A 20,739-nucleotide genomic window follows, 5' to 3' on the forward strand; every position below is an offset into this window, starting at 1 on the left:
TCAAAGGGTTTATCTATTGAAACACTTCATTAAAAAGCATCTTCATTTCTGCCCAGCTGGCACTATCTGCTGCCGCATTGTAGGCTATCGGCATTCCGAATTTTTCAGCTAATTCATCAGCTTCCTTGCTTGTGAATGAATGTAAAGCACCTTCATAATTTATGAATTTATAGTCAGCTCCTGCAGCATCCATTGCAGCTTTGAAATCAGCAATTTGCTGCTCAGTAATGAATTTATCATCTGCTCCATTTGCCACCAAAACTTTTCCTTTCACAGATCCGGCATCCGGCATAACAGGAAGTCCTAAGCCAGCATGAAATGCTGCAACGGCATCCAGTTCATACCCGGAATTGGCCATGCTGAGAACGGTGCTGCCACCAAAGCAGTATCCAATGGCACCAATTTTTTCCGGGTCAACATTTGGATGGTTTTTCAAGGCTTCTAATGCAGCCTCAAACCGTGCCTTTGCCACATCAAAATTACCCATGACCATTCCTGCAAAAGCTCCGGCTTCATCAGGATGAGCTGCCTGCTTACCATCTCCATACATGTCTACAGCCAGTGCGACATAGCCAAGTTCGGCGAGCATATCTGCTCTTTTTCTAGAATATTCATTGTGTCCCCACCACTCGTGAACTACGAGAATCCCGGGTTTTTTAACTCCGTCATTTTCGCCAGCGGCAAAATAACCTTTCAGCGTTGTTGTGTCTGCAGAGTATTCATATTCTCCCGAAGGAACATCTACCACCTCAGCGGTTTCGGCCTCCTCAGAGGTCTCTTCCTTTTCTGTTGAGGTACATGCAACTACAAACATTCCAATTAGGAATGCATAGAACAATTTTAATTTCATCTTATTAGGTTTTTTAGTTTTCTATAAAGGTAAACACGAAACAAGGAATGACTGTTCCGTGAATTTGAAAGCTTTTATTCCTTTATACGTAGCTCATTCGAAAGCTCATTGGTATCCGAGTCTTTTCTTACAAATCCATTTTTGAGCAGCAAATCTTTACAATGATTGATGCCGTTGACAAGCCCATCGCCAATTTCGTTTCTTTTCAATCCATCTGTGATTAGAGAAACGACTTTTACCCAGTCATCCTCCTGGACTTTTGCATTAATTCCTTCATCGCCAAGTACAAGCACAATATGCTCTAACCGACTGATATAGATAAGAATACCCACATGCTCTTCTGTAGCATAAACCTTTTCGTTTAAAAATGCTTCTTTGGCTCGAAGCGAAACCATTTCTAAGGCACGTTGATCTGAGATGATGAGTCGCTTAATAATTGGGAAAAGGATAGGTAAAAAATATCCGATAACCATCAACGCAATGATAGTTATGAATGCTTCGAGGAACGAAAGAGGCGGCAGGCTCCAGGTATATGACAAGAGTGCGATGACAGCCAGCCCCGCAATTCCTAGAAGAGATGCTATGTACCAAGAAACTTCAGCGTAATCGTCGCTTTTTCCTGCAAAGAATGGAACGATCTCCCCGCATGATTCTTTCTCAAGAGATGCCACAGCCTCCTCTACTTGTTTCTTTTCAGTATCTGTAAAAATGTATTTTTTCATAACCTCAATATTTACCAACCTCCGGAAGCTCCTCCACCACCAAAACCTCCACCGCCACCAGAGAATCCTCCTCCGGAGAAACCACCACTAAACCCGCCGGAGTAGCCACCGGAGTAACCTCCGTAGTATCCTCCACCTCGACCTCCTCTTCCGCTCGACCCAACTCCGTTCAGAAAGATGAAGGCGAAGAATGAGGCAAATAGCGCGACAATAAAGTTCACCAATATCCAAAAAGTCAAAAACACGAGTGGAATCATAATTAAGTTACTCTTCAGATTCCCGATTTTCTTAGTCAAAAAGGCTTTTCCAATAAAGACCATAAATATGAGAACCACCATTCCGAGGAAGAGCGCAAATGAATAGTCATCGTCTTTGTTGCGAGATGAGGTTCTGGTCACTGCTGGTAGGTCTTCACCATCAATCAATGCGATAATTGCTTCAGTACCCTCTTCAATTCCTAAATAGTAGTCCCCGTCTCTGAAGTGAGGTACGATTATATTGTTGATAATACGCTTAGCATAAGCATCTGTGATAGCGCCTTCCAGTCCATACCCAACTTCGATTCTTAGTTTACGATCGTTTTTTGCGATGATTAGCAAGACTCCATCATCCACGTCTTCCCTGCCAAGTTTCCATTGATCCACCACTCGAATTGAAAACTGCTCAATGGTCTCTGGCTTGGTAGTACGTACAATAAGAATCGCAACCTGACTACCTTTTCGTTCCTCCAATTGCTTTAACTCATCCGTTAGGAATCTTTCTTCGTATTCACTGAGCAGCCCAGCCTGGTCTGTTATCCGCTCTTTTAGATCAGGAATTGTTTGTAAATCCTGACCATTTGTAGAAAAGGTTATTCCGATAGCGATTGTGCACAGGACTACAGATTTTAGGTATGATTTCATATCTTCGATTAAAATAGTAAAATAAGATGAATAAGCGGTTAATTACGATTTTGATCATTGTTGTAGCTCTGTTTTTGATTTACAACTTCTTTGCAGGCAAATACAATCAAATGGTAGTTTTGGACGAAGATGTAAACACTGAATGGGCCAATGTAGAGACACAATATCAAAGAAGGTATGACCTTATTCCGAACCTTGTTAATACGGTTAAAGGATTTGCGGAACAGGAGAAAGAAGTACTAACGCAAGTGACCGAGGCACGAGCTAGAGCTTCGAGTATCCAAATTGATCCTTCGAATCTTGATGCGCAAGCCATGCAAAATTTTGCTAATGCACAGTCAAATCTGAATTCAGCGCTTTCCAGATTATTGGTAACTGTGGAGCGCTATCCCGACATCAAATCCAACCAAAACTTCCTTGAACTACAAGCGCAGTTAGAGGGTACAGAAAATAGAATTTCAGTAGCGAGAACACGCTTTAATGAAAAAACGAAAGGGTATAACACCTACATTCGAAAGTTCCCCAACACCATGCTGGCTGGAATGTTTGGGTTTGAAAGGAAGCCGCTTTATGAAGCAACAGAAGGAGCAGAAGAAGCTCCCACTGTTCAGTTTTAATTTATTGCAAAGTAAAGTTGATCGGGACGACCATTTGAACCCTCACTCGAACATCTCCTTGTTTGCCAGGTAGAAAGTTCGGTACCTTCTTCATGACACGAATGGCCTCTTCATCACACCCAGCACCAATGCCTTTCAAAACTTGAAGGTCGGTCAAAGATCCGTCTTTTTCTACCACGAATTGGACAACTACCCTACCTTCTACTCCCATGCGCTGGGCTTGCTTCGGGTACCGGATGTTTTTACCTAAGAACTTATAGAAGTTTTCCATTCCACCTTCGAATGTAGGCATCACCTCAGCCCAATTTATAGGTGCTTTATCAGCTTTTTCATCAGGCATTTCCGTGGGAAGTAAAATAACAACTGGTTCATCATCGGTGATTTCTACATCTATTGGTACTTCAATTTCTTCTTCTGGCTCTTCAATGGTTGATTGAATGATGGGAGCCTTGGGAGGTGGAGGAGGTGGAGGTGTGTGCGTAATGGGAGGAATTACAAGAGGTGTAAATTCTTCATATTCTGGATTTAACTCCATGATTGGATCAATCGGAGATTTCCACTCAAAAGCGACCAGTGCCAATGAAAGGGAAATGATCATTCCAATACTAAAGAACAAGGGTCTTTTGTGTTCCAAATCATACTTTTTGTTTTTCTTAACTTCCATAATTCAATACTTTATTAGGTTATCAATCAATTGATCGAAATAAAAGCATGAATCGTGCCTAAGTCAATTTAGAAAATCGTTGATGTGTTTAGAGAGATCAGCGTAAACCTCTTTTCGAGGTAAAAGGTCAGCCGAGTCAATTTCTGTTAATGGACGATAAAGAGTCTTCTGTGCATCCTGAAGATATTTTTCGCAATTTTTTAAATCTTTCAAGATGGGATTGGAGTAATCCAGCGAACAGGCGTGACGGAACTCTTCCAGATAGCCATTGTACCAAATATTCACACTACTCAAGGCGACCAGAGAAGTAAAAAAAATTTCAAGAATCCGTTCTCGACCGGTAATAAAAGTTAGTGGTTTGGTGTCTTCAATAGGTTTGGTGTAGAGTTCCCAGAGTTTGAGAATTTCTTCTGATTTGTCCTCCTCAGCCTTATAAATAATGTCTGTTCTATAAAGTGAGGATATGATCAATGGAGATCCTTCGGTCAGCGATTGGATAACTGACTTAAAGCTCCTGGAGGTTTGATCTCTAAAATGAAACCGAGGTGCTTCTTTTCCTTGAATATGGATGTAGCGAAGCATTTATAAGTGACTAACCTGATTTAGTCGAAAGAGTTTCAGCTCCGGCCGATAGAAGCAGTTGTGCAATTTCCTCATGACCATGATTCCTTGCAAACGCCAATGCACTTAAGCCTTCCGTATTGGTCAAATGAATATTTGCACCTTTGGAAATTAGCATCTTGGCAAGATCATATGAGCCTTTGAAGCACACGCCCATTAGCGCGGTGTTTCCTAGTGCATCCTGAACGTCTATTTCTGCACCATGCTCAATAAGTAACTCCGCGATATCTTGTTGACCCATATAAGTCGCTAATACTAAAGGGGTAAACCCACGCTCGTCTTTTGTATTGGCTAATGCTGGGTTTCTTTCCAGCATTTCCTCTATGGGTGCAGTTTGTCCAGATCGAATATGGGTTAACAATTCCATGAAAATAATTGGTTAAAAAAAGGGGTTCCACTCTAGTGAGAGAACCCCTTTGGTTATTTGACTTTAGGCTAAATCGAATCGGTCAAGGTTCATCACCTTGTCCCAAGCTGCTACAAAATCGTTTACAAACTTTGCTTCTGCATCATCTGAAGCATACACCTCAGCGACCGCTCTCAGCTCAGTGTTTGAACCAAATATCAAATCTGCTCTGGTTCCGGTAAACTTAACTGCGCCTGTTCTTCTGTCTTTACCTTCAAATAGCTTGTTGCTGTCATCTACCGCACTCCATGTGTAGGTCATATCTACCAGATTCTTGAAGAAATCATTGGTTAAATGTCCTACGTTATCGGTAAATACCCCGTGGTTAGAACCGTCGAAGTTTGCACCCAGCACTCTCATTCCACCTACTAATACGGTCATTTCAGGAATAGAAAGCGACATTAAATTGGCTTTGTCGATCAACAAATCTTCCGCTGCAATATCAAGGTTAGCATTTTGATAGTTTCTAAAACCATCACCAATAGGCTTCAGATAATTGAATTGCTCTATATCTGTTTGCTCCTGACTTGCATCTCCTCTTCCTGCATGAAATGGCACGGAGATATTATGGCCGGCATTGCTAGCAGCCTCTTCAACAGCCGCATTGCCTGCCAATACAATCAAGTCGGCCATGGAGATTTCTCTGCTGAATTCCTTTTGAATTCCTTCCAGAACATTGAGCACTTTATTGAGCTCTTCTGGATTATTTACTTTCCAGCTTCGCTGCGGCTCCAGTCTTATGCGAGCGCCGTTTGCTCCTCCTCTTTTATCTGAATCTCTATAGGTGGAAGCTGAAGCCCACGCTGTTCTCACTAATTCTGAAGTGGTTAGTCCGGAGGCCAAAATCATCTTCTTTAGTGAATCGATATCTCCGCTGCTCAAGGTGTAATTCACGTGAGGTATTGGATCTTGCCAGATCAATTCTTCGTCAGGAACTTCAGGTCCTAAATAGCGATCTTTAGGTCCCATATCTCTGTGAGTCAATTTGTACCACGCTCTTGCAAATGCATCTTCAAATGCTTTGTGATCCTTGTGAAAATGTTTGGAAATCTCCAGATAAGCTGGATCAGTTTTTAAAGCGATATCCGCGGTGGTCATCATTAAAGGCTGGGTGCCATTGGGATCATTTGGCATTGGTGCCATCTTCGCTTTTGACTCAGCAGTAGGCGTCCACTGATGTGCTCCGGCAGGACTTTTAGTTAATTCCCAATCGTAGTTGAGAAGTACATCAAAGTAGTCTGCATCCCATTTTGTAGGATCGGGCGTCCATGCTCCTTCAATACCGCTAGTGATTGTATTTTCTAAAACACCACTTTTGTAGGAGTTTTTCCACCCTGTGCTCATTTGTTCAATAGGTGCACCATGTGGTTCTGAGCCAACATATTGTCCGGGATCAGCAGCTCCGTGTGCTTTACCGAATGTGTGTCCGCCCGCCACTAATGCGACAGTCTCCTCATCATTCATGGCCATTCGGCCAAAGGTTTCTCTCACATCTTTCGCAGAACCCATTGGATCCGGGTTTCCGTTGGGTCCTTCTGGATTAACGTAAATCCAACCCATCATTACAGCGGCTAATGGATCTTCGAGATCACCGCTAGCATATCGGTCTTTATTTTCACCCCATTCTGTTTCACTACCCCAATACACATCTTGCTCTGGTTCCCAGATATCCTCACGTCCTCCTGCAAAACCGAATGTTGGGAATCCCATTGATTCCAGTGCACAGTTACCGGCTAGAATCATCAAATCTGCCCACGAGATTTTATTGCCATATTTCTTCTTGATAGGCCATAGAAGTAGTCTGGCCTTATCTAAATTCCCATTGTCAGGCCAGCTATTGATTGGAGCAAATCGTTGGTTGCCTGTTCCGGCACCTCCACGTCCATCGCCTACTCTGTAGGTGCCCGCACTGTGCCATGCCATTCTTATCATCAAACCCCCATAATGCCCGTAATCTGCCGGCCACCAGTCCTGAGAGTCTGTCATTAAATCAGTGACCTCTTTTTTGAGCTCCGCGAAATTTATGCTGTTAAAAGCCTTTGAGTAATTGAAATCATCACCCATTGGATCTGATTTTGTTGCATGTTGCCGAAGAATATTGAGTTTTAATTCATTTGGCCACCAATCTCTATTTTTGACGCCACCACCACCGGCAGCATTTTGTATGCCGCTTAAGTAAGGACATTGACTTGAGTCTCCATTATTATCCGAAGTATGATTCATAATTGGTAAGGGTTTAATACTTTAACTAGAGTAAATCTAGTATTACTATAATTTATAAATTTTATATGGCTATAAGCTCAACCTATGTAAAATGTTTTGCATACTTTCTACTTATTGCACTCTATTCGAGTGCTTTTTCTCAAACCACAAAAAAATTTAAGTCTAAGTATGGTCGTGATGATCTCGATTTGGTGCCTGGTGCTCCAGACTACTCTCAAATAAAATATTGGGTGGCGCACCCTGAGGTGGAAGACATGGCTGACCTTGTGCCGGGAAAAGGAGAGCTAAAAGAATATCAGGAAACCGCGGAAGTCGATATTTTTTTCATTTACCCAACCATATATACCAAAAAGCAACACAAGGACCATCCCTGGTTTGCGGATGTCAATGATGAGAAGCTAAACAAAGATATAGCCACTTCTACCATTAAGTATCAAGCAACAGTTTTCAATGGTTCCGGCAAAGTCTATGCACCTCTCTATCGTCAGGCTCACATTGGGGTTTACTATGCTGAGAATCTACCGCTGAAAGTAGAGGCACTTGATTTTGCTTACCAGGATGTGAAGCGAGCGTTTGAGTATTACCTGGAAAACTGGAACAATGGACGCCCAATCATCATTGCGTCTCATAGTCAGGGCACTAATCATGCGGTGACATTGCTTCGAGAGTTTTTTGAAAGCAAGGCCATGATGAATCAATTGGTTGCTGCCTACATAGTTGGAATGCCGCTTGATAAAGGCACTTTTTCGTACATTCCAACGTGTGAAAATCCGGACGATATCGGTTGCTGGTTGACCTGGAATACGTATGCTCGCGATTACTATCCACCCAACCACGATTTTTGGTATGCTGATGCGTTGAATGTAAATCCACTAAACTGGAAAACCGATACAACCTATGTCTCTTGGGGTGAAAACCGGGGAGGGATTTTAAAGAACTATAAAAAGATAAGACCAGGACTTTCTGATGCACAGAATATGGACGGCATGTTGTGGATCAATAAACTTAGGTTCTTTTGGAGTTTCCTGATCAATTGGGATCGATACCATGTGGTGGATTACAACCTCTTTTATATGAATATGAGAGATAATGTGGAAGAGCGCGTAAATAAGTATTTGGAGGAAAATAAGGATTAACCATCTTCGTACTCATCTAAAAACTTTGGAAGTAAATCCATCATGAGCTCATAGATGGCAAACTGTGAGGCACTTGCTAAGTACGCTTCAGAAAAATTGCAATAAGCAATAAAACTTGTGAGTTTATCTCCCTGAAGTTTTGTGTTCTCACCTACCCATTCTCTTGTAAATTTCAATTGAGCTTTTTCGGTTGTAAATCTTGTTTTCCTGATTTGCTGCATCTTCCGCTTTTCTTTCTCTTTTTTGCTGACAGAATGGTGAATCGCAGAAACCGGATGAAAGAATACGAAAACCGGATTTAGGTACTCGCTCTTTTCCATTTGCGGATAAGGATCCATTACGACTTGAGGCACTCCAAAAATCTCAAACGTGGTATCTTTTGGCTGTTCCTTGATGATCAAATCCTTGAAACGTTCGTATTCCGGAAACTCTCCGACAACTACTTCATCCAGGTAAATGGTATTTACAGGCAGCAAAAATTCAATCTCATTTTCCAGAAACCAGGTAGAATCTGCAATCCAAGCTAAAGTTTTGTGACCAACACTCGAAATTACTAAAGTATCGCCAGGCTGGGCAGGCATCTTGAACTTTCCGTCCGGATTGGTAGACGTCAGGCTACCGGCACCAATATTTTGGACATGGACTCCAATCATGCCTTCTCGAGTGATGCTGTCTTTCACAACACCATATACATATGCTCTTTGCGCGGTAACTGAAAAGCACCCGGCAGTAAGTATCGCTATGAAAATGAGCTTTTTCAAGGAGTCAAATATCTGACTTTATCAAACGTGAATTTTTGAATTAGGATTATTTAACATTTCACTTCTTCGTGGGTTTATCTTACATGGTTGAAATCAAAAAACATTCCGGGATCTATACATTAGAGGTAATGCAACAACTGCCCATTGGGTTGCCTGAGGCATGGGAGTTTTTCTCTTCTCCTAAAAATCTGGCTTTGATCACACCTAAACATATGGGATTCAAGATCACTTCCAATGATCAGGAGAAAATGTTTGCTGGCCAAATTATCAGCTATAAGCTTTCTCCATTACCCGGGATTAAGACTAACTGGGTTACAGAAATCACACATGTCGACGATCAAAAGTTCTTTGTGGACGAACAGCGATTTGGACCATATAGCATGTGGCATCATGAGCATCATTTTGCAGAAAATGAAAAAGGTGTTTTAATGACGGACCGTGTGTCTTATAAAATTCCGTTCGGATTCCTTGGAGGAATCGCACAATCACTTTTTGTAAAACGTCAGCTAGAAGGAATTTTCAATTATCGTTTGAAAGCTCTGAAAGACATGTTTGGCGAGTAGCCTATCTTTATTGACGGTATTTGACCTAAACCTAATAGCATGGACCGTCGAAAAGTACTTAAAGGAATCGGCCTGGGAATCGCCGGCCTTCCTTTCATCTCAGCCAAAGTGGCACAACCTGATATTGCTGACTATCAAAATCTTTTCTCTGAAGACCAAACTACGGACGAGAAGTTTTGGAAGAAGTTTAGAAAGGATTTTTATGATGTGCCAAAAGATTTCATTAACCTGGAAAATGGATACTTCGGTGTACAGCCCAAACCAGTCTATGAGGCCTATATCAAGAATATTGAACGAGTAAATATCAATTCCTCAAGGTATTTGCGTACTGGTTACAGCAGCGATTTTAAACAGATCGTTAATGAGTTATCAACCTTTGCGGGGATCAATCCGGAGGAAGCACTGATCACAAGGAATGCAACGGAAGCTTTAAACATTGCCATACAAGGACTGGATTGGAAAGAAGGCGATGAGGTCATTTTGTCCGGCCAAGATTACTTCAGCATGATCGAGACCTTTGAGATGTTGGAAAAGCAAAAAGGGATTAAGATCAAACGGATAAAAATTCCATTACTGCCGGAGAGAGATGAAGAAATCCTTGCCTCCTACGAAGCGGCAGTTACTCCAAAGACTAAAGGCATTCTGGTCACACACATGATCCACCTGACCGGACAAATTATGCCTATCAAAAAAATAGCTGATCGATTCAAACCGCAAGGCATAGAGATCATCGTAGATGCGGCTCATAGTTTCGCGCAGATTGATTTTAAGTTGAAGGATCTGGGAGCTGATTTTGTGGGTGTCAATCTGCACAAGTGGTTTGGGAATCCGCTCGGTGCTGGCCTGCTTTATGTGAATAGAAGCCGTGTGAAAGACTTGAAACCACTCTTTGGTGACCGTATGGAAGATGCCAATGACATAAACAAGCTTGGACATTTTGGTACGCTTTCCGTACCTACGGTAATCACCATTCCGGAGGCATTGGCATTCAATCAGACCGTTACCATTCCCAAGAAAGAGAAGCGTCTGAGATATCTGCAAAATTACTGGACCTCTAAAGCGAAGGATATTCCCAGCGTGTTGATTACCACGCCTCTCGATCCGTCAAGAAGTTGTGCCATTGCCAGCTTTAGGATAGAGGGAATGGAAACGAAGGAGGTTATTACCAGGCTGTATGAGCAGACAAAAGTGTTTACTGTTATTCGCTACCTGGAAGATCAGGAGGTCGTTCGAGTAACACCAAGCCTTTACAACCTAACCAGCGAGCTGGATACTTTATTAGAAGGAATAAAGTCAATTACTTAACGATCATTCAAAATGAAAAACCTACTTAAACTAGAGGAACTGGCCATGTTTCTTCTTTCAATTTACCTATTCAGTTTTCTCGATTATGCCTGGTGGGTATATCTACTACTGATCTTGACACCAGATATTGGAATGCTAGGTTATCTGGTAAATCCCAATCTTGGCGCGATGACCTACAATTTGTTCCACCACAAAGGCATTGCCCTTATGGTTGGTTTTTTGGGCTTTTGGTGGGGGATCACCGAATTACAGCTAGCCGGAATTATCCTTTTGGGTCACGCAAGCATGGATCGGGTCTTCGGGTATGGATTGAAGTTTAATGATAACTTTAAGCATACACACCTTGGAAATCTATAATCATGGCAAAAGCACAGTTTCCCACAGAAGACATGGCACTCACCACAATTTTGGTGGTATCAGACATGGATAAGTCTAAGCACTTCTACCAGAATGTGTTAGGAGCAGAAATATACCGTGAGTACGGCGGAGATTCCTGCGTGATTCAATTTCTGGGCAACTGGATTTTACTGGTAACAAAAGGAGGTCCAACAAAGGACAAGCCAGATACCCAATTTGTTCCACCAAGCCATCCCAATGATGTAAGCCATTCATTCACCATCCGGGTAAAAGACTGCATGGGATGTTATGAAACTCTGAAAGAGCGAGGCGCAGAATTCCTTACACCGCCGGTGGATTGGGGAGCGGAGATTCGTGGGTTCTTTCGAGATCCTGATGGCCACTTGTTTGAGATAAGCCAGGCTTAGTTTTGATCTCTGTAGTTATCCCAACGCTTAATGAAGCTGATAACATCAGCGCTACCATCTCTCACACATTCCAGCAATCCTTTCAGCCGGATGAAATAGAGATTATTGTGGTAGATGCAGGGAGTTCGGACGGGACATTGGAGAGCATAAAAGATTCCAAGGCCCTGACTTTCTGCAAGCCGGAATATGCCCTTAAGAAATATCAGAGTCTCAATTATGGCTGGAAGAAATCTAGTGGAGAAGTAGTTCTTTTTCTGGATGCTGACACCTTGTTGCCTAAGCATTTTGATGCGTCCATTTCGTTGGCGCTAAAAGATGATAAAGTTGTTGGAGGTGCTTTTGAATTCTCTTTTCGAAAACCCGACTGGAAGCTTTCTTTATTAGCATTCGGAAATCGAATGCGATACCGGTTTGGAAAAATATACTATGGTGATCAGGCCATTTTTGCACGACGATCAATTCTAGATGAAATTGGTGGCGTCCCTGAGGAGGCGCTCATGGAGGCTGCTTTCCTGTGCAAGGAACTTAGAAAACTCGGAAAGTTGGTGCTCATAAAACCGGGTATTACTACATCTCCTCGTAGATTTCAGGAACATGGCTTTTTTAAAGTCGTCTGGTTTGACCTCAATATGTTTATTCGTTTTAATTTAGGACTTCCTGTCTCCAGCTATGCCAATAAATACTGGGGCAAAAACCTAAAAATATAGATGAACCAGCCTCTCGTATCTATTATCATGGCAGCAAAGGATACTGCCCCGTACTTACCAAAATGCATGGATTCCATTATCCGACAGACGTACAAAAACTGGGAACTTATTGCGATCAATGATCATTCGTCAGATCGAACACCCGATATTCTAAATTGGTACGCAGAAAAAGATGATCGAATCAAGGTGGTTCATAGCAGACGCCATAAGTTGATTCCGGCATTAAAAGAAGGATATACACAAGCCAAGGGCGAATTGATTAATCGGATGGACTCGGATGATAAGATGCCGGATGATAAGCTAGAGGTGTTGGTGAAAGAGTGGCAGAAATATGGGAAAGGTCATATTATAGCTGGCGGCACTGAGCACTTCGTGGATAAGGGGGAAGTCGGTGATGGTTTTCGCAGATATGAAGAATGGCTCAACGAAGTAGCCAGGAATGAAACACATTATCAGGAAATTTATCAGGAATGTGTGATTCCATCGCACTGTTGGATTATTCACAAGGAAGACTTTGATGCGGTCGACGGATTCAATCCTGAAATTTATCCGGAGGATTATGATTTATGCTTTCGGTTTTACAAGAAGGGCCTAAAGGTTCACGGGATCGATAAGGTACTGCACTTTTGGCGTGATCGCTCAGATCGAATTTCCAGAACATGGGAAGAATATAAGGACAATCGCTACTTTGGGATAAAGGTGAAATACTTCTACCAAATAGATCGGAAGCGTGAGCGCCCGCTCGTCCTTTGGGGTGCTGGTAGAAACGGAAAAGATTTGGCTAAACTCCTGCTTGATGAGGAAAATGCCTTCCATTGGGTGTGTGACAATAAGCGTAAAATAGGCAAGGATGTCTATGGTCTCAAAATGCAACATTTCAATGATATCCCGACAATAGAAAATCCGCAGATTATAGTTGTGGTGACCTCTCCTGATGATAAGGTTGCGATTAGAAAGCAACTGGCTGATTGGGGGAAAAAGCCAATTGAAGATTATTGGTTCTTTGCATGAGCAAGACGCCAAAGCACATCCTGCCCATCATCGTATTGGCGCAATTTTTTTGTACCTCCTTATGGTTTGCCGGGAATGCAGTAATGCCAAGCTTGGCCTCAAAACTTGATCTGATCTCTTCAGATGTTGGATACATGACCTCCTCGGTTCAGTTTGGCTTTATTGTAGGTACGCTGTTTTATGCACTCTTGACAATAGCAGACCGTTTTCATCCTTCAAATGTTTTTTTCATAAGCGCGCTTCTGGGTGCCGGCTTCAATGCTTGCATTGCTTTAGATGTGTCATTTGTTCAAATTTTGACTTTGCGCTTTCTAACGGGTTTCTTTCTGGCAGGTATCTATCCGGTAGGCATGAAGATCGCAGCAGACTATTATGAAAAAGGACTCGGTAAGGCGCTAAGTTTTTTAGTTGGAGCGCTCGTATTAGGGACGGCCTTGCCGCATCTGATTGCGAGTTATGATACCTCGTTTGATTGGAAGGTCGTGATATTATCAACTTCTGCTTTAGCGGTTGTTGGTGGGTTTCTAATTAAAATGTTGGTAGGCGAAGGGCCATATAGGAAGCAAGGCCAAAAGGTTGAGTTCAGGGAGATGAGAAGGGTGTTTAGGAATAGGAAATTTAGAGCAGCAGCGTTTGGCTACTTTGGACATATGTGGGAACTGTATGCATTCTGGGCTTTTGTTCCTTTCATACTCCGTCAAAATGGTCATCTGGTATTGGATGCTCAGCTTATCTCCATGCAATCATTCATGATTATAGCAGTCGGGGCTCTTGCGTGCTTTCTCGGAGGATACATTTCAGAAAAGTATGGTGCACAGAAGACCGCTTTTGCATTCCTTTTATTGTCGGGGTTGTGCTGCCTGTTTTCCCCTCTTGCTTTCAATCTGGATAGAATCCCATTTCTGGTTTTCATGATTTTTTGGGGGATGGTTGTAATTGCTGACTCACCATTGTTCAGCTCGTTGGTCGCTCAACGCGCAACACCAGAATTAAAGGGCACAGCTTTGACACTAGTCAACAACATCGGTTTTACGATCACGATTTTCAGCATTCAACTGTTGAGTTACTTGATTGCGAGCTATGATGCGAAGCACCTGCTATTAATACTTGCGGCCGGACCTGCTTTCGGATTGATTAGCCTTTGGAAGAAGCCTACTTCCGAGTCATCTTGAACACCTCGGTCCACTTCTTATCTCCATCTTTAAGGTCGAGTCTGATTTCCAATTCAGTATCTGATTTCAATTCAAACACCAGGCCTTTCAGGACAATTTTGTTTTCAGCAAACTCAATCAATTTGAAATGAACAAAGTCTTCTTTGGTCTCCCAGGCCATCATGTCCGGATTGAAATGCTTCAACCTAAGCCCGGTGGAATCCATGACCATAAATTCATAGAAATTGAGCGATCCATCTCCCTTGTGATGTCGGTACGTTCCCATCATAGTTCCGTCGGCAGATGGCTCTGACCACATTTCTTCAGAGGTACCTCCAAATCCATCACCGGTCCAGGTGCCGGCAAGCCAGGCATATGGAACTGTTTCCTGACCAAAGGCAACTGAATTTGAAAAAACAGATAGAGTTAAAAGTAGTAGTAGCTTTTTCATTTTTATTCAATGACGAATGACGAATGCTCAACTGGACAAATCATCTCGCATTTTTTTGATTCGTTCAGGCTCATGAGCAATCCATGTTTTCAGTAAGTCATTCATCATTGCAATAAATTTTTTAGACTGGAGCTCACTGTTGATTGGGTCATCTAAAAAGTTTTTCAAGTCAGAAAGCGCAGGAAGATTTTTGAGCTCGTCATTGGTGAGCATCCATGAGCCCATAGACCAATCCTTGAATACTCGATCATTCGAATATCCTTTGATCCACTGTGTCACATTCTGGTGGCGTGGGTCTTTCCAGATCTTTTCATAAAGGGCATTTACGTTTTCTTCCGGGCCCTCCAGGTATTGGAGAAATTTGTTTTCAATACCTAAGAGAATACCTGTGATTTCTTTTTCAGGATTGTTTTTTTGAGAAGCCTGCGTAATTTCCCTTAAGGTTTCCATAGTCACCTTTTCCCTGGGAGTGCTAGTATAGATCGTGTAGTAGGTCATGATTAGGTTCGGTCGTAAATGGAATTTATAAAAATGTGACCTTAAATACGACCATGTTTGCGGATATTTAGTCTCATGAAAGCGGTTCTTCAATTCATCGCATATGTATTTGTTATTTTCTTGATTCTATCGGGATTGATAGATCTTTTTCAGGTTAAGGATTTGGATATTCCTGTTTGCGAGGATAGTTACATGGTGATCAATGCCAGCAATGATCGTTTTCACCAGCGAGATTGGGAGATGGTTGATTATTCTCATTCCTTCTGTGCTTCTTATGAATCAGTCGAATCCTTGAGTTTGTCGGCAGGGGAGAAGAGAAATGAAATTATAGTTAATCTGGATTCCTATGAAGATTTGTGGGGCAAGATCTATAAAGAACTTGTTGCGGAAAGTAAGTCGGGGATAGATTTTCTGGCAGATTCGTTAGCAGATATTTCAAGAGAAAAAGAGCTATCGAGAAGTGAATTGGCTGAGCTGGTAGTCACGTTTGTCCAGGACATCCCCTATAGCTACGTGCGTGTCAAAGATTGCTCAGAATCTAATAATAAAGGAAAACCCTGCATTGGCCACATTGCATATGGATTACTATCGCCGTATGAGTTTCTGCATTCACTTTATGGAGATTGTGACACTCGAGCAGTGCTAATCTATTCGCTCCTTGAGAACTTAGGTTTTGACCCGATGATTGTGGTAAGCAATGAATATGCTCACGCCATGGTGGCCTTAAATATTCCGGCTACCGGAGATCATCTGATTCATCGAGGCAAGAACTACTACTTTTGGGAGACAACCGGGAAAGGGTGGCCAATAGGAATGCTTCCTCCCAATTCAAATAATGTTAAATACTGGAAAATAGCCTTAGTCAATGGACGCTAACATCGCACTCTTAGCCATTATTGAAATTATCTCAGCGATCACCATTGGGATATTTATTCTTGCGTTGACCTATAAAATCGTTCAATGGGTAGGCCGGAAGTATTATAAGATTCAGGACTACAACCTGTCGTATAGCATCTTTGTCTCAGCGATCATCATTTCTTTAGGCATTATGATCAGCGGAATTGTCCAACCACTGATTTCATCTTTTCGGCTCTTAAATCAACGGGCAGACAGCTTCAGTTTGGCGTTTGAATATGTCGCTACTGGTGCTATTTATATTGCTATTGCTTATACAGCCACTGTGCTAATCGGACTGATCAGCACCTTCCTTTATAGCAAGCTCACACCGATTGATGAGTTTGAGGAAATCAGAAAAAACAATGTAGGTGTTTCGTTAATTATCAGCAGTATTTTAATCACACTCACTCTGCTCACAAAGAGCGGTGTGATGTTATTGATAGAAGCGATTATCCCATACCCTGAGTTGCCGCCTATTTAGCATTCAGCTTATTTGCCAATATTGAAACTTGCAGCTCCACTCGTTTTAATTCACGAATCACGGCATTCTTATTCATTTCCATGAAGTGGTACATTTTAAGAAAAGAGACAGCCATCATTGCTAGAAAAGCGCCAATTCCAAACTGAAGCATTTGGGTAGTATCAACAGCATAAAAGGCTCTATACCCACAGTACACTGCAATCCCAAATATGATTAACTGGAATACCACACTCATCACATTGACCCACCTCATTTTGCCCTGAAACAGGCCTCCAAACTTTTGTAGTACATTCTGTTCCTCATAGGTGTTAAAGAGTTCTAGTTCATCTGCTGATAGAGCTTCTTTGATCATTTGATCAATTTCATTATTCGTTTTCATTTTGATAAAGTTTATTTTCTAACATATTTTTCAAATGCTCACGCCCTCGGAAGAGTCGTGACTTTACAGTTCCCAATGGCAAATTCATCAACCCGCTGATAGTGATCATTGAGAGATTTTCTTGATAAAATAATTTTATCACCATTTGTTGTTCGTCAGGGAGCTGATCTATGGCCAGTTTTAGTGCACCAATCGCTTCCTCATTCGGGTGATGATTTTTTTCATCAAAATCTGTCTGAGCCATTTTGCGAATTTCTTCGCGTCTGCGGTTGGACTGATTGGATCTGATCCAGTCAATGGCCATATTGGTGGCGATCCTTAACGACCAGCTTTGAAATGCACTCGGATCATGTAGTGTTTTTATTTTCTTGATAATGGCAATCCACGCCTCCTGTACAATGTCTTGGGTAGCCGTTGTGTCCTTTGTGGTGTAGTAAACCCGACCCATCATTTTAGGATTCCAGCGTTTGACCAGAAGCTCAAAGGCTTTGCGATCTCCGGCCTGGCAATTGATCACCAGCCATTCTTCAATTATTTGATTCGAAGTTTTCATTTGCTACACTTTAGTCGGAGTAAACCGAAAAAGGTTCAATGAATTTTCTTCAATCTAATGAATTGACTGACTAAGTAGGCTCAAAACAAGTCTCTACTCGTCTCGGAGCACTTTAGCAGGATTTGTTCTGGCAGCATTCCAGGTTTGTGCGATGATCGTGAGGAAGCAAAGCGTCAATAGAAACAAGATGCTGCCTCCTACTTCTACGATTGTGATATTTGTACGATAAACTTGCTCTTCTAGGATCAATTTATCAAACAGGAAATAGCAAATCGGTGAGCCAATAAGCACGGCAAGGGCCACCATCGTGAAGAATCCTTTAGATAAAAGGAAAATGAGCATGCGTTCAGAGGCACCAAAGGTTTTCCGAATGCCAATTTCTTTCATTCTCGTTTGAGTGGAATAAAGAGCCATACCAAATAATCCGAGTGAGCTAATGGAAATAGCCAGGAATCCTACAAAGCCAAAAATCTTCATAAAGTCAACCAGAAACTTGAAATAGTCTTCAATCTGCTGATCCATAAATTGGGCTTCAAGACGATGTTTTTTATCTACTGAATCCCACACACCTTCTACCTTATCGAGTGTTTCAATCATATTCGAGCTGGAAATTTTTAGATTGGCGTATCGGTATCGGTTGCCATTTCTCAACGCAAAACTGTTGATGTGTTCTTCCAAATTGGCATAAATAATATCTCGTATCACTCCCACAATTTCAACAGATTTACCTTCTACATTAAATACTGTTCCTAATGCTTCAGCCGGAGTGCCAAGCCCAAAGTTTTTTACAAAGGTCTCATTGACTAACATGGTGGACTCGTGAAGCCTGTTTTCTCCTTCTTCGAAGTTTCGTCCAGCTAATAACTGAATGCTCATGTTGTCCAAATAGTTATGGTCTACAAATAAATCGTGGATCCAAACGGTATCTTCATTTCTGGAATCAACCAGTTGAAGGTTGTTCCATGTGCCAATCCCGGTGACGTATGAGGAGAATGATACTTCCGATACTTCAGGAAGTTTTAAAAGCTCTGCACGCATAATTTGATGATCGGTTCCCTGCAGACTCACATTCAGGATATTTGACTTATCAAATCCCATATCCTTATTTAGTGAATAGGTGTATTGCTTGTTGGTAATGACAACTGCCATAACGAAGATGATGCTCAAGGTGAATTGAGCGACGATTAAGCCTTTTCTGAAATTGATTCCCGACAGTGTTTTTAGCATCTTGCCAGATCGCAAAGCGTTGAGTGAACTAAGCCTGGAAAAGAAAAGTGAAGGACTCAGCCCGGCGATCAATCCGGTGATTATTGCGAAAACTACGAATAAACCAATCAGTTCTGATGATAGCTCCAATCGGACCATTTCCTCTGCTCTTGGAAGCAATCCAATAAAGCCGACACGAAGAAAGCGAAAGAAAACAATACCCAGTCCAAGTGAAAAGAGCGAAAGGATGATGGCTTCTACAGTAAACTGACCAAAAATAGATGATCGGCTTGCTCCATTCAATTTTCTTACGCCCACTTCTCTTGCTCTGCGAAGCGAACGTGCCATGGATAAATTGGTGTAATTGAAGATGGCCGACAGTAGAATAGCCGCTGCGATGACGGATAGGATAATGATAGGTAGATAGATCATTTTCGGACCGATGGAGTCACTAATATCTGGTCCGGGTACAATTTGGTTAATAGGCTGAAGTTCGAAAGAAGCAGTGAAGTTTTCCTGATCTTGAAAGAAGGTGGGAGCAGTAGATTTGAGCCACGATTCTACACTGGATTTTTGCGCATTGTCCGGGATGTAGATGTAATTGTAATAGCGATCGAGATTTTCCCATTGATCATGACTTTTAGCCAATAGGCCTTGATTTGCTAACAGAGGAGTAGTATTTATGGAAACAATGGCTTCAAATTGAAGGTGTGAAAACTGTGGTGGATCAGCAACAATCCCTGTCACGATAAAAGTACCAAAGCCTTCAATTTCGATCGCCTCTCCCACAGGGTCTTTGTCTTCGAATGTTTTGTCAACAAAGCTCTCTGAAAGCAGAACAGAAAAGGGCTCTTTTAACGCTGTTTTTTTATTGCCCTTTTTTAGGTCAAAAGACAGAAAATCAAAGAAATGCTCATCGGCATAAATACCCTTCAGGAATATATTTTTCTCATTGGCTGTTGCAGTTCCCTGCATTCTCCTGCCCAGATTTGTTACTTGTATTCCGGGAATGTGTTGCATCATTTCATGACCTAAATACCGGGGAGAAGAAGCTTGATCATCAAGTGATTTGGATTGATAAACCGGCGAAGAAATGACCCGATAAACTTCATACTTGTGTTCATGAAATTCGTCAAACTTGAGTAAGTCAGTGATCATACCTATGACTAAGAGGCCGGCTGACATGGCCACCGATAGGCTGAAAATATTGATAAAAGAAAACAGCTTTTGACGTTTCAGATTACGCAATGAAATGGTGACATAGCTTCCTAGCAAAGCCGCCTGGTATCCCGGTCCGGAGGTCGGTTTACTTACCACGGAAGGACGAATCATCCTTAGGACTTCCCGGGTATAAATCCTGCGAGCTTTCTTTAGCCCATGCTTTTCTTTATTTCTTAGGAAATTTTCTTCCAGGTCACCTTCTAATTCCTCGAAAAGTGGCTCTTTGCAAAACCACCTGAAGAGGCGGTAGGCAAATAATGGTATATCGGGATGCTTCATGAGATTAGTCTTTTTGAGTTTGATCCTCTTTTTGATTAAGTGAGTTTTGGGATAAGTCCCCACATGCCTTCTCTCAGTCCTTTTGCTTCTTGCAAAGTTTCCAGTCCTTTATTGGTCACTTCGTAAAAGCGTTTTCTTCTCCCTCCACGTTCTGAAGTAGGCTCGCCATAATCTGAGCTAATGAACCCCTTTTCTTCGAGGCGAGTGAGAGCAGTATGCAAGGCTCCTCGACTGATCGCACGTTTCATACGTCGGTCTATTTCTGCCTGGATGGTCACGCCGTAAGCGTTCTTTTCCAGGATGAGTATGCTTAGCATTACGATTTCTTGAAATTCTCCCAGATGTGTTCCTTTCATTGGATTTTATATTAG

Annotated in this window: 25 protein-coding genes; 11 read left to right on the forward strand and 14 right to left on the reverse strand. The window is 42.0% G+C overall.

The features are described 5' to 3' along the window. Positions 1-13: 13 nt before the first annotated feature. The 3 genes from ACL8WY_RS09750 to ACL8WY_RS09760 form a co-directional block, all read right to left on the reverse strand. Positions 14-850, reverse strand: coding sequence for a dienelactone hydrolase family protein (locus ACL8WY_RS09750; protein WP_436514521.1), 837 nt, complete (start codon positions 848-850; stop codon positions 14-16). Positions 851-924: 74 nt separating this feature from the next. Further along, a complete protein-coding gene (locus ACL8WY_RS09755) occupies positions 925-1,572 on the reverse strand; it encodes a TPM domain-containing protein (protein WP_436514522.1) in 648 nt (215 codons plus the stop codon). An 11-nt stretch (positions 1,573-1,583) separates the two neighbouring features. After that, positions 1,584-2,474 (reverse strand): TPM domain-containing protein, encoded by an 891-nt coding sequence (locus tag ACL8WY_RS09760; RefSeq protein WP_436514523.1) that lies wholly within the window; start codon positions 2,472-2,474, stop codon positions 1,584-1,586. 26 nt (positions 2,475-2,500) lie between these two features. On the opposite strand from ACL8WY_RS09760, the gene ACL8WY_RS09765 reads away from it, so the two are divergent. Continuing rightward, the gene (locus ACL8WY_RS09765) at positions 2,501-3,091 is read left to right on the forward strand and encodes a LemA family protein (protein WP_436514524.1); all 591 of its coding nucleotides are present in this window, start codon (positions 2,501-2,503) and stop codon (positions 3,089-3,091) included. 1 nt (position 3,092) lies between these two features. On the opposite strand, the gene ACL8WY_RS09770 is transcribed toward ACL8WY_RS09765, so the two are convergent. The 4 genes from ACL8WY_RS09770 to katG form a co-directional block, all read right to left on the reverse strand. Next, the gene (locus tag ACL8WY_RS09770) at positions 3,093-3,755 is read right to left on the reverse strand and encodes an energy transducer TonB (protein ID WP_436514525.1); all 663 of its coding nucleotides are present in this window, start codon (positions 3,753-3,755) and stop codon (positions 3,093-3,095) included. A 63-nt stretch (positions 3,756-3,818) separates the two neighbouring features. Continuing rightward, a complete protein-coding gene (locus ACL8WY_RS09775) occupies positions 3,819-4,337 on the reverse strand; it encodes a hypothetical protein (protein WP_436514526.1) in 519 nt (172 codons plus the stop codon). Between the two features lie 10 nt (positions 4,338-4,347). Then, positions 4,348-4,743: an ankyrin repeat domain-containing protein gene (locus ACL8WY_RS09780; RefSeq protein ID WP_436514527.1), complete on the reverse strand. Its 396-nt coding sequence runs from the start codon at positions 4,741-4,743 to the stop codon at positions 4,348-4,350. 63 nt (positions 4,744-4,806) lie between these two features. Continuing rightward, positions 4,807-7,005, reverse strand: coding sequence for a catalase/peroxidase HPI (gene katG / locus ACL8WY_RS09785; RefSeq protein ID WP_436514528.1), 2,199 nt, complete (start codon positions 7,003-7,005; stop codon positions 4,807-4,809). A 65-nt stretch (positions 7,006-7,070) separates the two neighbouring features. On the opposite strand from katG, the gene ACL8WY_RS09790 reads away from it, so the two are divergent. Continuing rightward, positions 7,071-8,141, forward strand: a complete 1,071-nt coding sequence (locus ACL8WY_RS09790) for a DUF3089 domain-containing protein (protein ID WP_436514529.1) — start codon at positions 7,071-7,073, stop codon at positions 8,139-8,141. Here ACL8WY_RS09790 and ACL8WY_RS09795 read toward each other — a convergent pair. After that, on the reverse strand, positions 8,138-8,902 hold the full coding sequence (locus tag ACL8WY_RS09795) for a carboxypeptidase-like regulatory domain-containing protein (RefSeq protein ID WP_436514530.1): 765 nt from the start codon (positions 8,900-8,902) through the stop codon (positions 8,138-8,140). The two genes, ACL8WY_RS09790 and ACL8WY_RS09795, sit on opposite strands and share 4 nt — an antisense overlap. Before the next feature lie 83 nt (positions 8,903-8,985). On the opposite strand from ACL8WY_RS09795, the gene ACL8WY_RS09800 reads away from it, so the two are divergent. The 7 genes from ACL8WY_RS09800 to ACL8WY_RS09830 are packed head-to-tail and all read left to right on the forward strand — an operon-like array spanning position 8,986 to position 14,424. Beyond that, positions 8,986-9,465, forward strand: coding sequence for an SRPBCC family protein (locus tag ACL8WY_RS09800; protein WP_436514531.1), 480 nt, complete (start codon positions 8,986-8,988; stop codon positions 9,463-9,465). A 39-nt stretch (positions 9,466-9,504) separates the two neighbouring features. After that, a complete protein-coding gene (locus ACL8WY_RS09805) occupies positions 9,505-10,770 on the forward strand; it encodes an aminotransferase class V-fold PLP-dependent enzyme (RefSeq protein WP_436514532.1) in 1,266 nt (421 codons plus the stop codon). Between the two features lie 12 nt (positions 10,771-10,782). Continuing rightward, complete coding sequence (locus ACL8WY_RS09810) at positions 10,783-11,127, forward strand: DUF4260 domain-containing protein (protein WP_436514533.1); 345 nt, start codon at positions 10,783-10,785, stop codon at positions 11,125-11,127. Positions 11,128-11,129: 2 nt separating this feature from the next. Further along, complete coding sequence (locus ACL8WY_RS09815) at positions 11,130-11,534, forward strand: VOC family protein (RefSeq protein WP_436514534.1); 405 nt, start codon at positions 11,130-11,132, stop codon at positions 11,532-11,534. A gap of 2 nt (positions 11,535-11,536) precedes the next feature. Further along, entirely contained in the window at positions 11,537-12,241 is a 705-nt protein-coding gene (locus ACL8WY_RS09820) for a glycosyltransferase (RefSeq protein WP_436514536.1), read from the forward strand. Continuing rightward, complete coding sequence (locus tag ACL8WY_RS09825; protein WP_436514537.1) at positions 12,242-13,252, forward strand: glycosyltransferase; 1,011 nt, start codon at positions 12,242-12,244, stop codon at positions 13,250-13,252. Beyond that, positions 13,249-14,424: an MFS transporter gene (locus tag ACL8WY_RS09830; RefSeq protein ID WP_436514538.1), complete on the forward strand. Its 1,176-nt coding sequence runs from the start codon at positions 13,249-13,251 to the stop codon at positions 14,422-14,424. Before ACL8WY_RS09825 ends, ACL8WY_RS09830 begins: the two co-directional genes overlap by 4 nt. On the opposite strand, the gene ACL8WY_RS09835 is transcribed toward ACL8WY_RS09830, so the two are convergent. Further along, complete coding sequence (locus ACL8WY_RS09835; protein ID WP_436514539.1) at positions 14,405-14,854, reverse strand: DUF6265 family protein; 450 nt, start codon at positions 14,852-14,854, stop codon at positions 14,405-14,407. The genes ACL8WY_RS09830 and ACL8WY_RS09835 overlap by 20 nt on opposite strands. Before the next feature lie 27 nt (positions 14,855-14,881). Beyond that, the gene (locus tag ACL8WY_RS09840; RefSeq protein WP_436514540.1) at positions 14,882-15,352 is read right to left on the reverse strand and encodes a BLUF domain-containing protein; all 471 of its coding nucleotides are present in this window, start codon (positions 15,350-15,352) and stop codon (positions 14,882-14,884) included. A 75-nt stretch (positions 15,353-15,427) separates the two neighbouring features. Between ACL8WY_RS09840 and ACL8WY_RS09845 the strand changes: the two genes are divergently transcribed. After that, positions 15,428-16,228, forward strand: a complete 801-nt coding sequence (locus ACL8WY_RS09845) for a hypothetical protein (protein WP_436514542.1) — start codon at positions 15,428-15,430, stop codon at positions 16,226-16,228. Continuing rightward, positions 16,218-16,730 (forward strand): DUF350 domain-containing protein, encoded by a 513-nt coding sequence (locus ACL8WY_RS09850; RefSeq protein WP_436514543.1) that lies wholly within the window; start codon positions 16,218-16,220, stop codon positions 16,728-16,730. Before ACL8WY_RS09845 ends, ACL8WY_RS09850 begins: the two co-directional genes overlap by 11 nt. On the opposite strand, the gene ACL8WY_RS09855 is transcribed toward ACL8WY_RS09850, so the two are convergent. The 4 genes from ACL8WY_RS09855 to ACL8WY_RS09870 form a co-directional block, all read right to left on the reverse strand. Further along, the gene (locus tag ACL8WY_RS09855) at positions 16,723-17,109 is read right to left on the reverse strand and encodes a DUF6768 family protein (RefSeq protein ID WP_436514544.1); all 387 of its coding nucleotides are present in this window, start codon (positions 17,107-17,109) and stop codon (positions 16,723-16,725) included. The two genes, ACL8WY_RS09850 and ACL8WY_RS09855, sit on opposite strands and share 8 nt — an antisense overlap. After that, positions 17,096-17,662: an RNA polymerase sigma factor gene (locus tag ACL8WY_RS09860; protein WP_436514545.1), complete on the reverse strand. Its 567-nt coding sequence runs from the start codon at positions 17,660-17,662 to the stop codon at positions 17,096-17,098. The genes ACL8WY_RS09855 and ACL8WY_RS09860 overlap by 14 nt, the downstream gene beginning before the upstream one ends. A 93-nt stretch (positions 17,663-17,755) precedes the next feature. Next, positions 17,756-20,368, reverse strand: coding sequence for an ABC transporter permease (locus tag ACL8WY_RS09865; RefSeq protein ID WP_436514546.1), 2,613 nt, complete (start codon positions 20,366-20,368; stop codon positions 17,756-17,758). Positions 20,369-20,403: 35 nt separating this feature from the next. Continuing rightward, the gene (locus ACL8WY_RS09870; protein ID WP_436514547.1) at positions 20,404-20,724 is read right to left on the reverse strand and encodes a PadR family transcriptional regulator; all 321 of its coding nucleotides are present in this window, start codon (positions 20,722-20,724) and stop codon (positions 20,404-20,406) included. Positions 20,725-20,739 lie beyond the last annotated feature (15 nt).

Source organism: Ekhidna algicida (assembly GCF_051379705.1).
Lineage (GTDB): Bacteria > Bacteroidota > Bacteroidia > Cytophagales > Cyclobacteriaceae > Ekhidna.

Coding starts and splice junctions, on each gene's coding strand:
- ACL8WY_RS09870 (WP_436514547.1), bottom strand. CDS start 20,724: ATGAAAGGAACACATCTGGGAGAATTTCAAGAAATCGTAATGCTAAGC.
- ACL8WY_RS09760 (WP_436514523.1), bottom strand. CDS start 2,474: ATGAAATCATACCTAAAATCTGTAGTCCTGTGCACAATCGCTATCGGA.
- ACL8WY_RS09805 (WP_436514532.1), top strand. CDS start 9,505: ATGGACCGTCGAAAAGTACTTAAAGGAATCGGCCTGGGAATCGCCGGC.
- ACL8WY_RS09790 (WP_436514529.1), top strand. CDS start 7,071: ATGGCTATAAGCTCAACCTATGTAAAATGTTTTGCATACTTTCTACTT.
- ACL8WY_RS09770 (WP_436514525.1), bottom strand. CDS start 3,755: ATGGAAGTTAAGAAAAACAAAAAGTATGATTTGGAACACAAAAGACCC.
- ACL8WY_RS09850 (WP_436514543.1), top strand. CDS start 16,218: ATGGACGCTAACATCGCACTCTTAGCCATTATTGAAATTATCTCAGCG.
- ACL8WY_RS09815 (WP_436514534.1), top strand. CDS start 11,130: ATGGCAAAAGCACAGTTTCCCACAGAAGACATGGCACTCACCACAATT.
- ACL8WY_RS09750 (WP_436514521.1), bottom strand. CDS start 850: ATGAAATTAAAATTGTTCTATGCATTCCTAATTGGAATGTTTGTAGTT.
- ACL8WY_RS09835 (WP_436514539.1), bottom strand. CDS start 14,854: ATGAAAAAGCTACTACTACTTTTAACTCTATCTGTTTTTTCAAATTCA.
- ACL8WY_RS09840 (WP_436514540.1), bottom strand. CDS start 15,352: ATGACCTACTACACGATCTATACTAGCACTCCCAGGGAAAAGGTGACT.
- ACL8WY_RS09830 (WP_436514538.1), top strand. CDS start 13,249: ATGAGCAAGACGCCAAAGCACATCCTGCCCATCATCGTATTGGCGCAA.
- ACL8WY_RS09845 (WP_436514542.1), top strand. CDS start 15,428: ATGAAAGCGGTTCTTCAATTCATCGCATATGTATTTGTTATTTTCTTG.
- ACL8WY_RS09800 (WP_436514531.1), top strand. CDS start 8,986: ATGGTTGAAATCAAAAAACATTCCGGGATCTATACATTAGAGGTAATG.
- ACL8WY_RS09755 (WP_436514522.1), bottom strand. CDS start 1,572: ATGAAAAAATACATTTTTACAGATACTGAAAAGAAACAAGTAGAGGAG.
- ACL8WY_RS09780 (WP_436514527.1), bottom strand. CDS start 4,743: ATGGAATTGTTAACCCATATTCGATCTGGACAAACTGCACCCATAGAG.
- ACL8WY_RS09765 (WP_436514524.1), top strand. CDS start 2,501: ATGAATAAGCGGTTAATTACGATTTTGATCATTGTTGTAGCTCTGTTT.
- ACL8WY_RS09860 (WP_436514545.1), bottom strand. CDS start 17,662: ATGAAAACTTCGAATCAAATAATTGAAGAATGGCTGGTGATCAATTGC.
- katG (WP_436514528.1), bottom strand. CDS start 7,005: ATGAATCATACTTCGGATAATAATGGAGACTCAAGTCAATGTCCTTAC.
- ACL8WY_RS09825 (WP_436514537.1), top strand. CDS start 12,242: ATGAACCAGCCTCTCGTATCTATTATCATGGCAGCAAAGGATACTGCC.
- ACL8WY_RS09855 (WP_436514544.1), bottom strand. CDS start 17,109: ATGAAAACGAATAATGAAATTGATCAAATGATCAAAGAAGCTCTATCA.
- ACL8WY_RS09810 (WP_436514533.1), top strand. CDS start 10,783: ATGAAAAACCTACTTAAACTAGAGGAACTGGCCATGTTTCTTCTTTCA.
- ACL8WY_RS09865 (WP_436514546.1), bottom strand. CDS start 20,368: ATGAAGCATCCCGATATACCATTATTTGCCTACCGCCTCTTCAGGTGG.
- ACL8WY_RS09775 (WP_436514526.1), bottom strand. CDS start 4,337: ATGCTTCGCTACATCCATATTCAAGGAAAAGAAGCACCTCGGTTTCAT.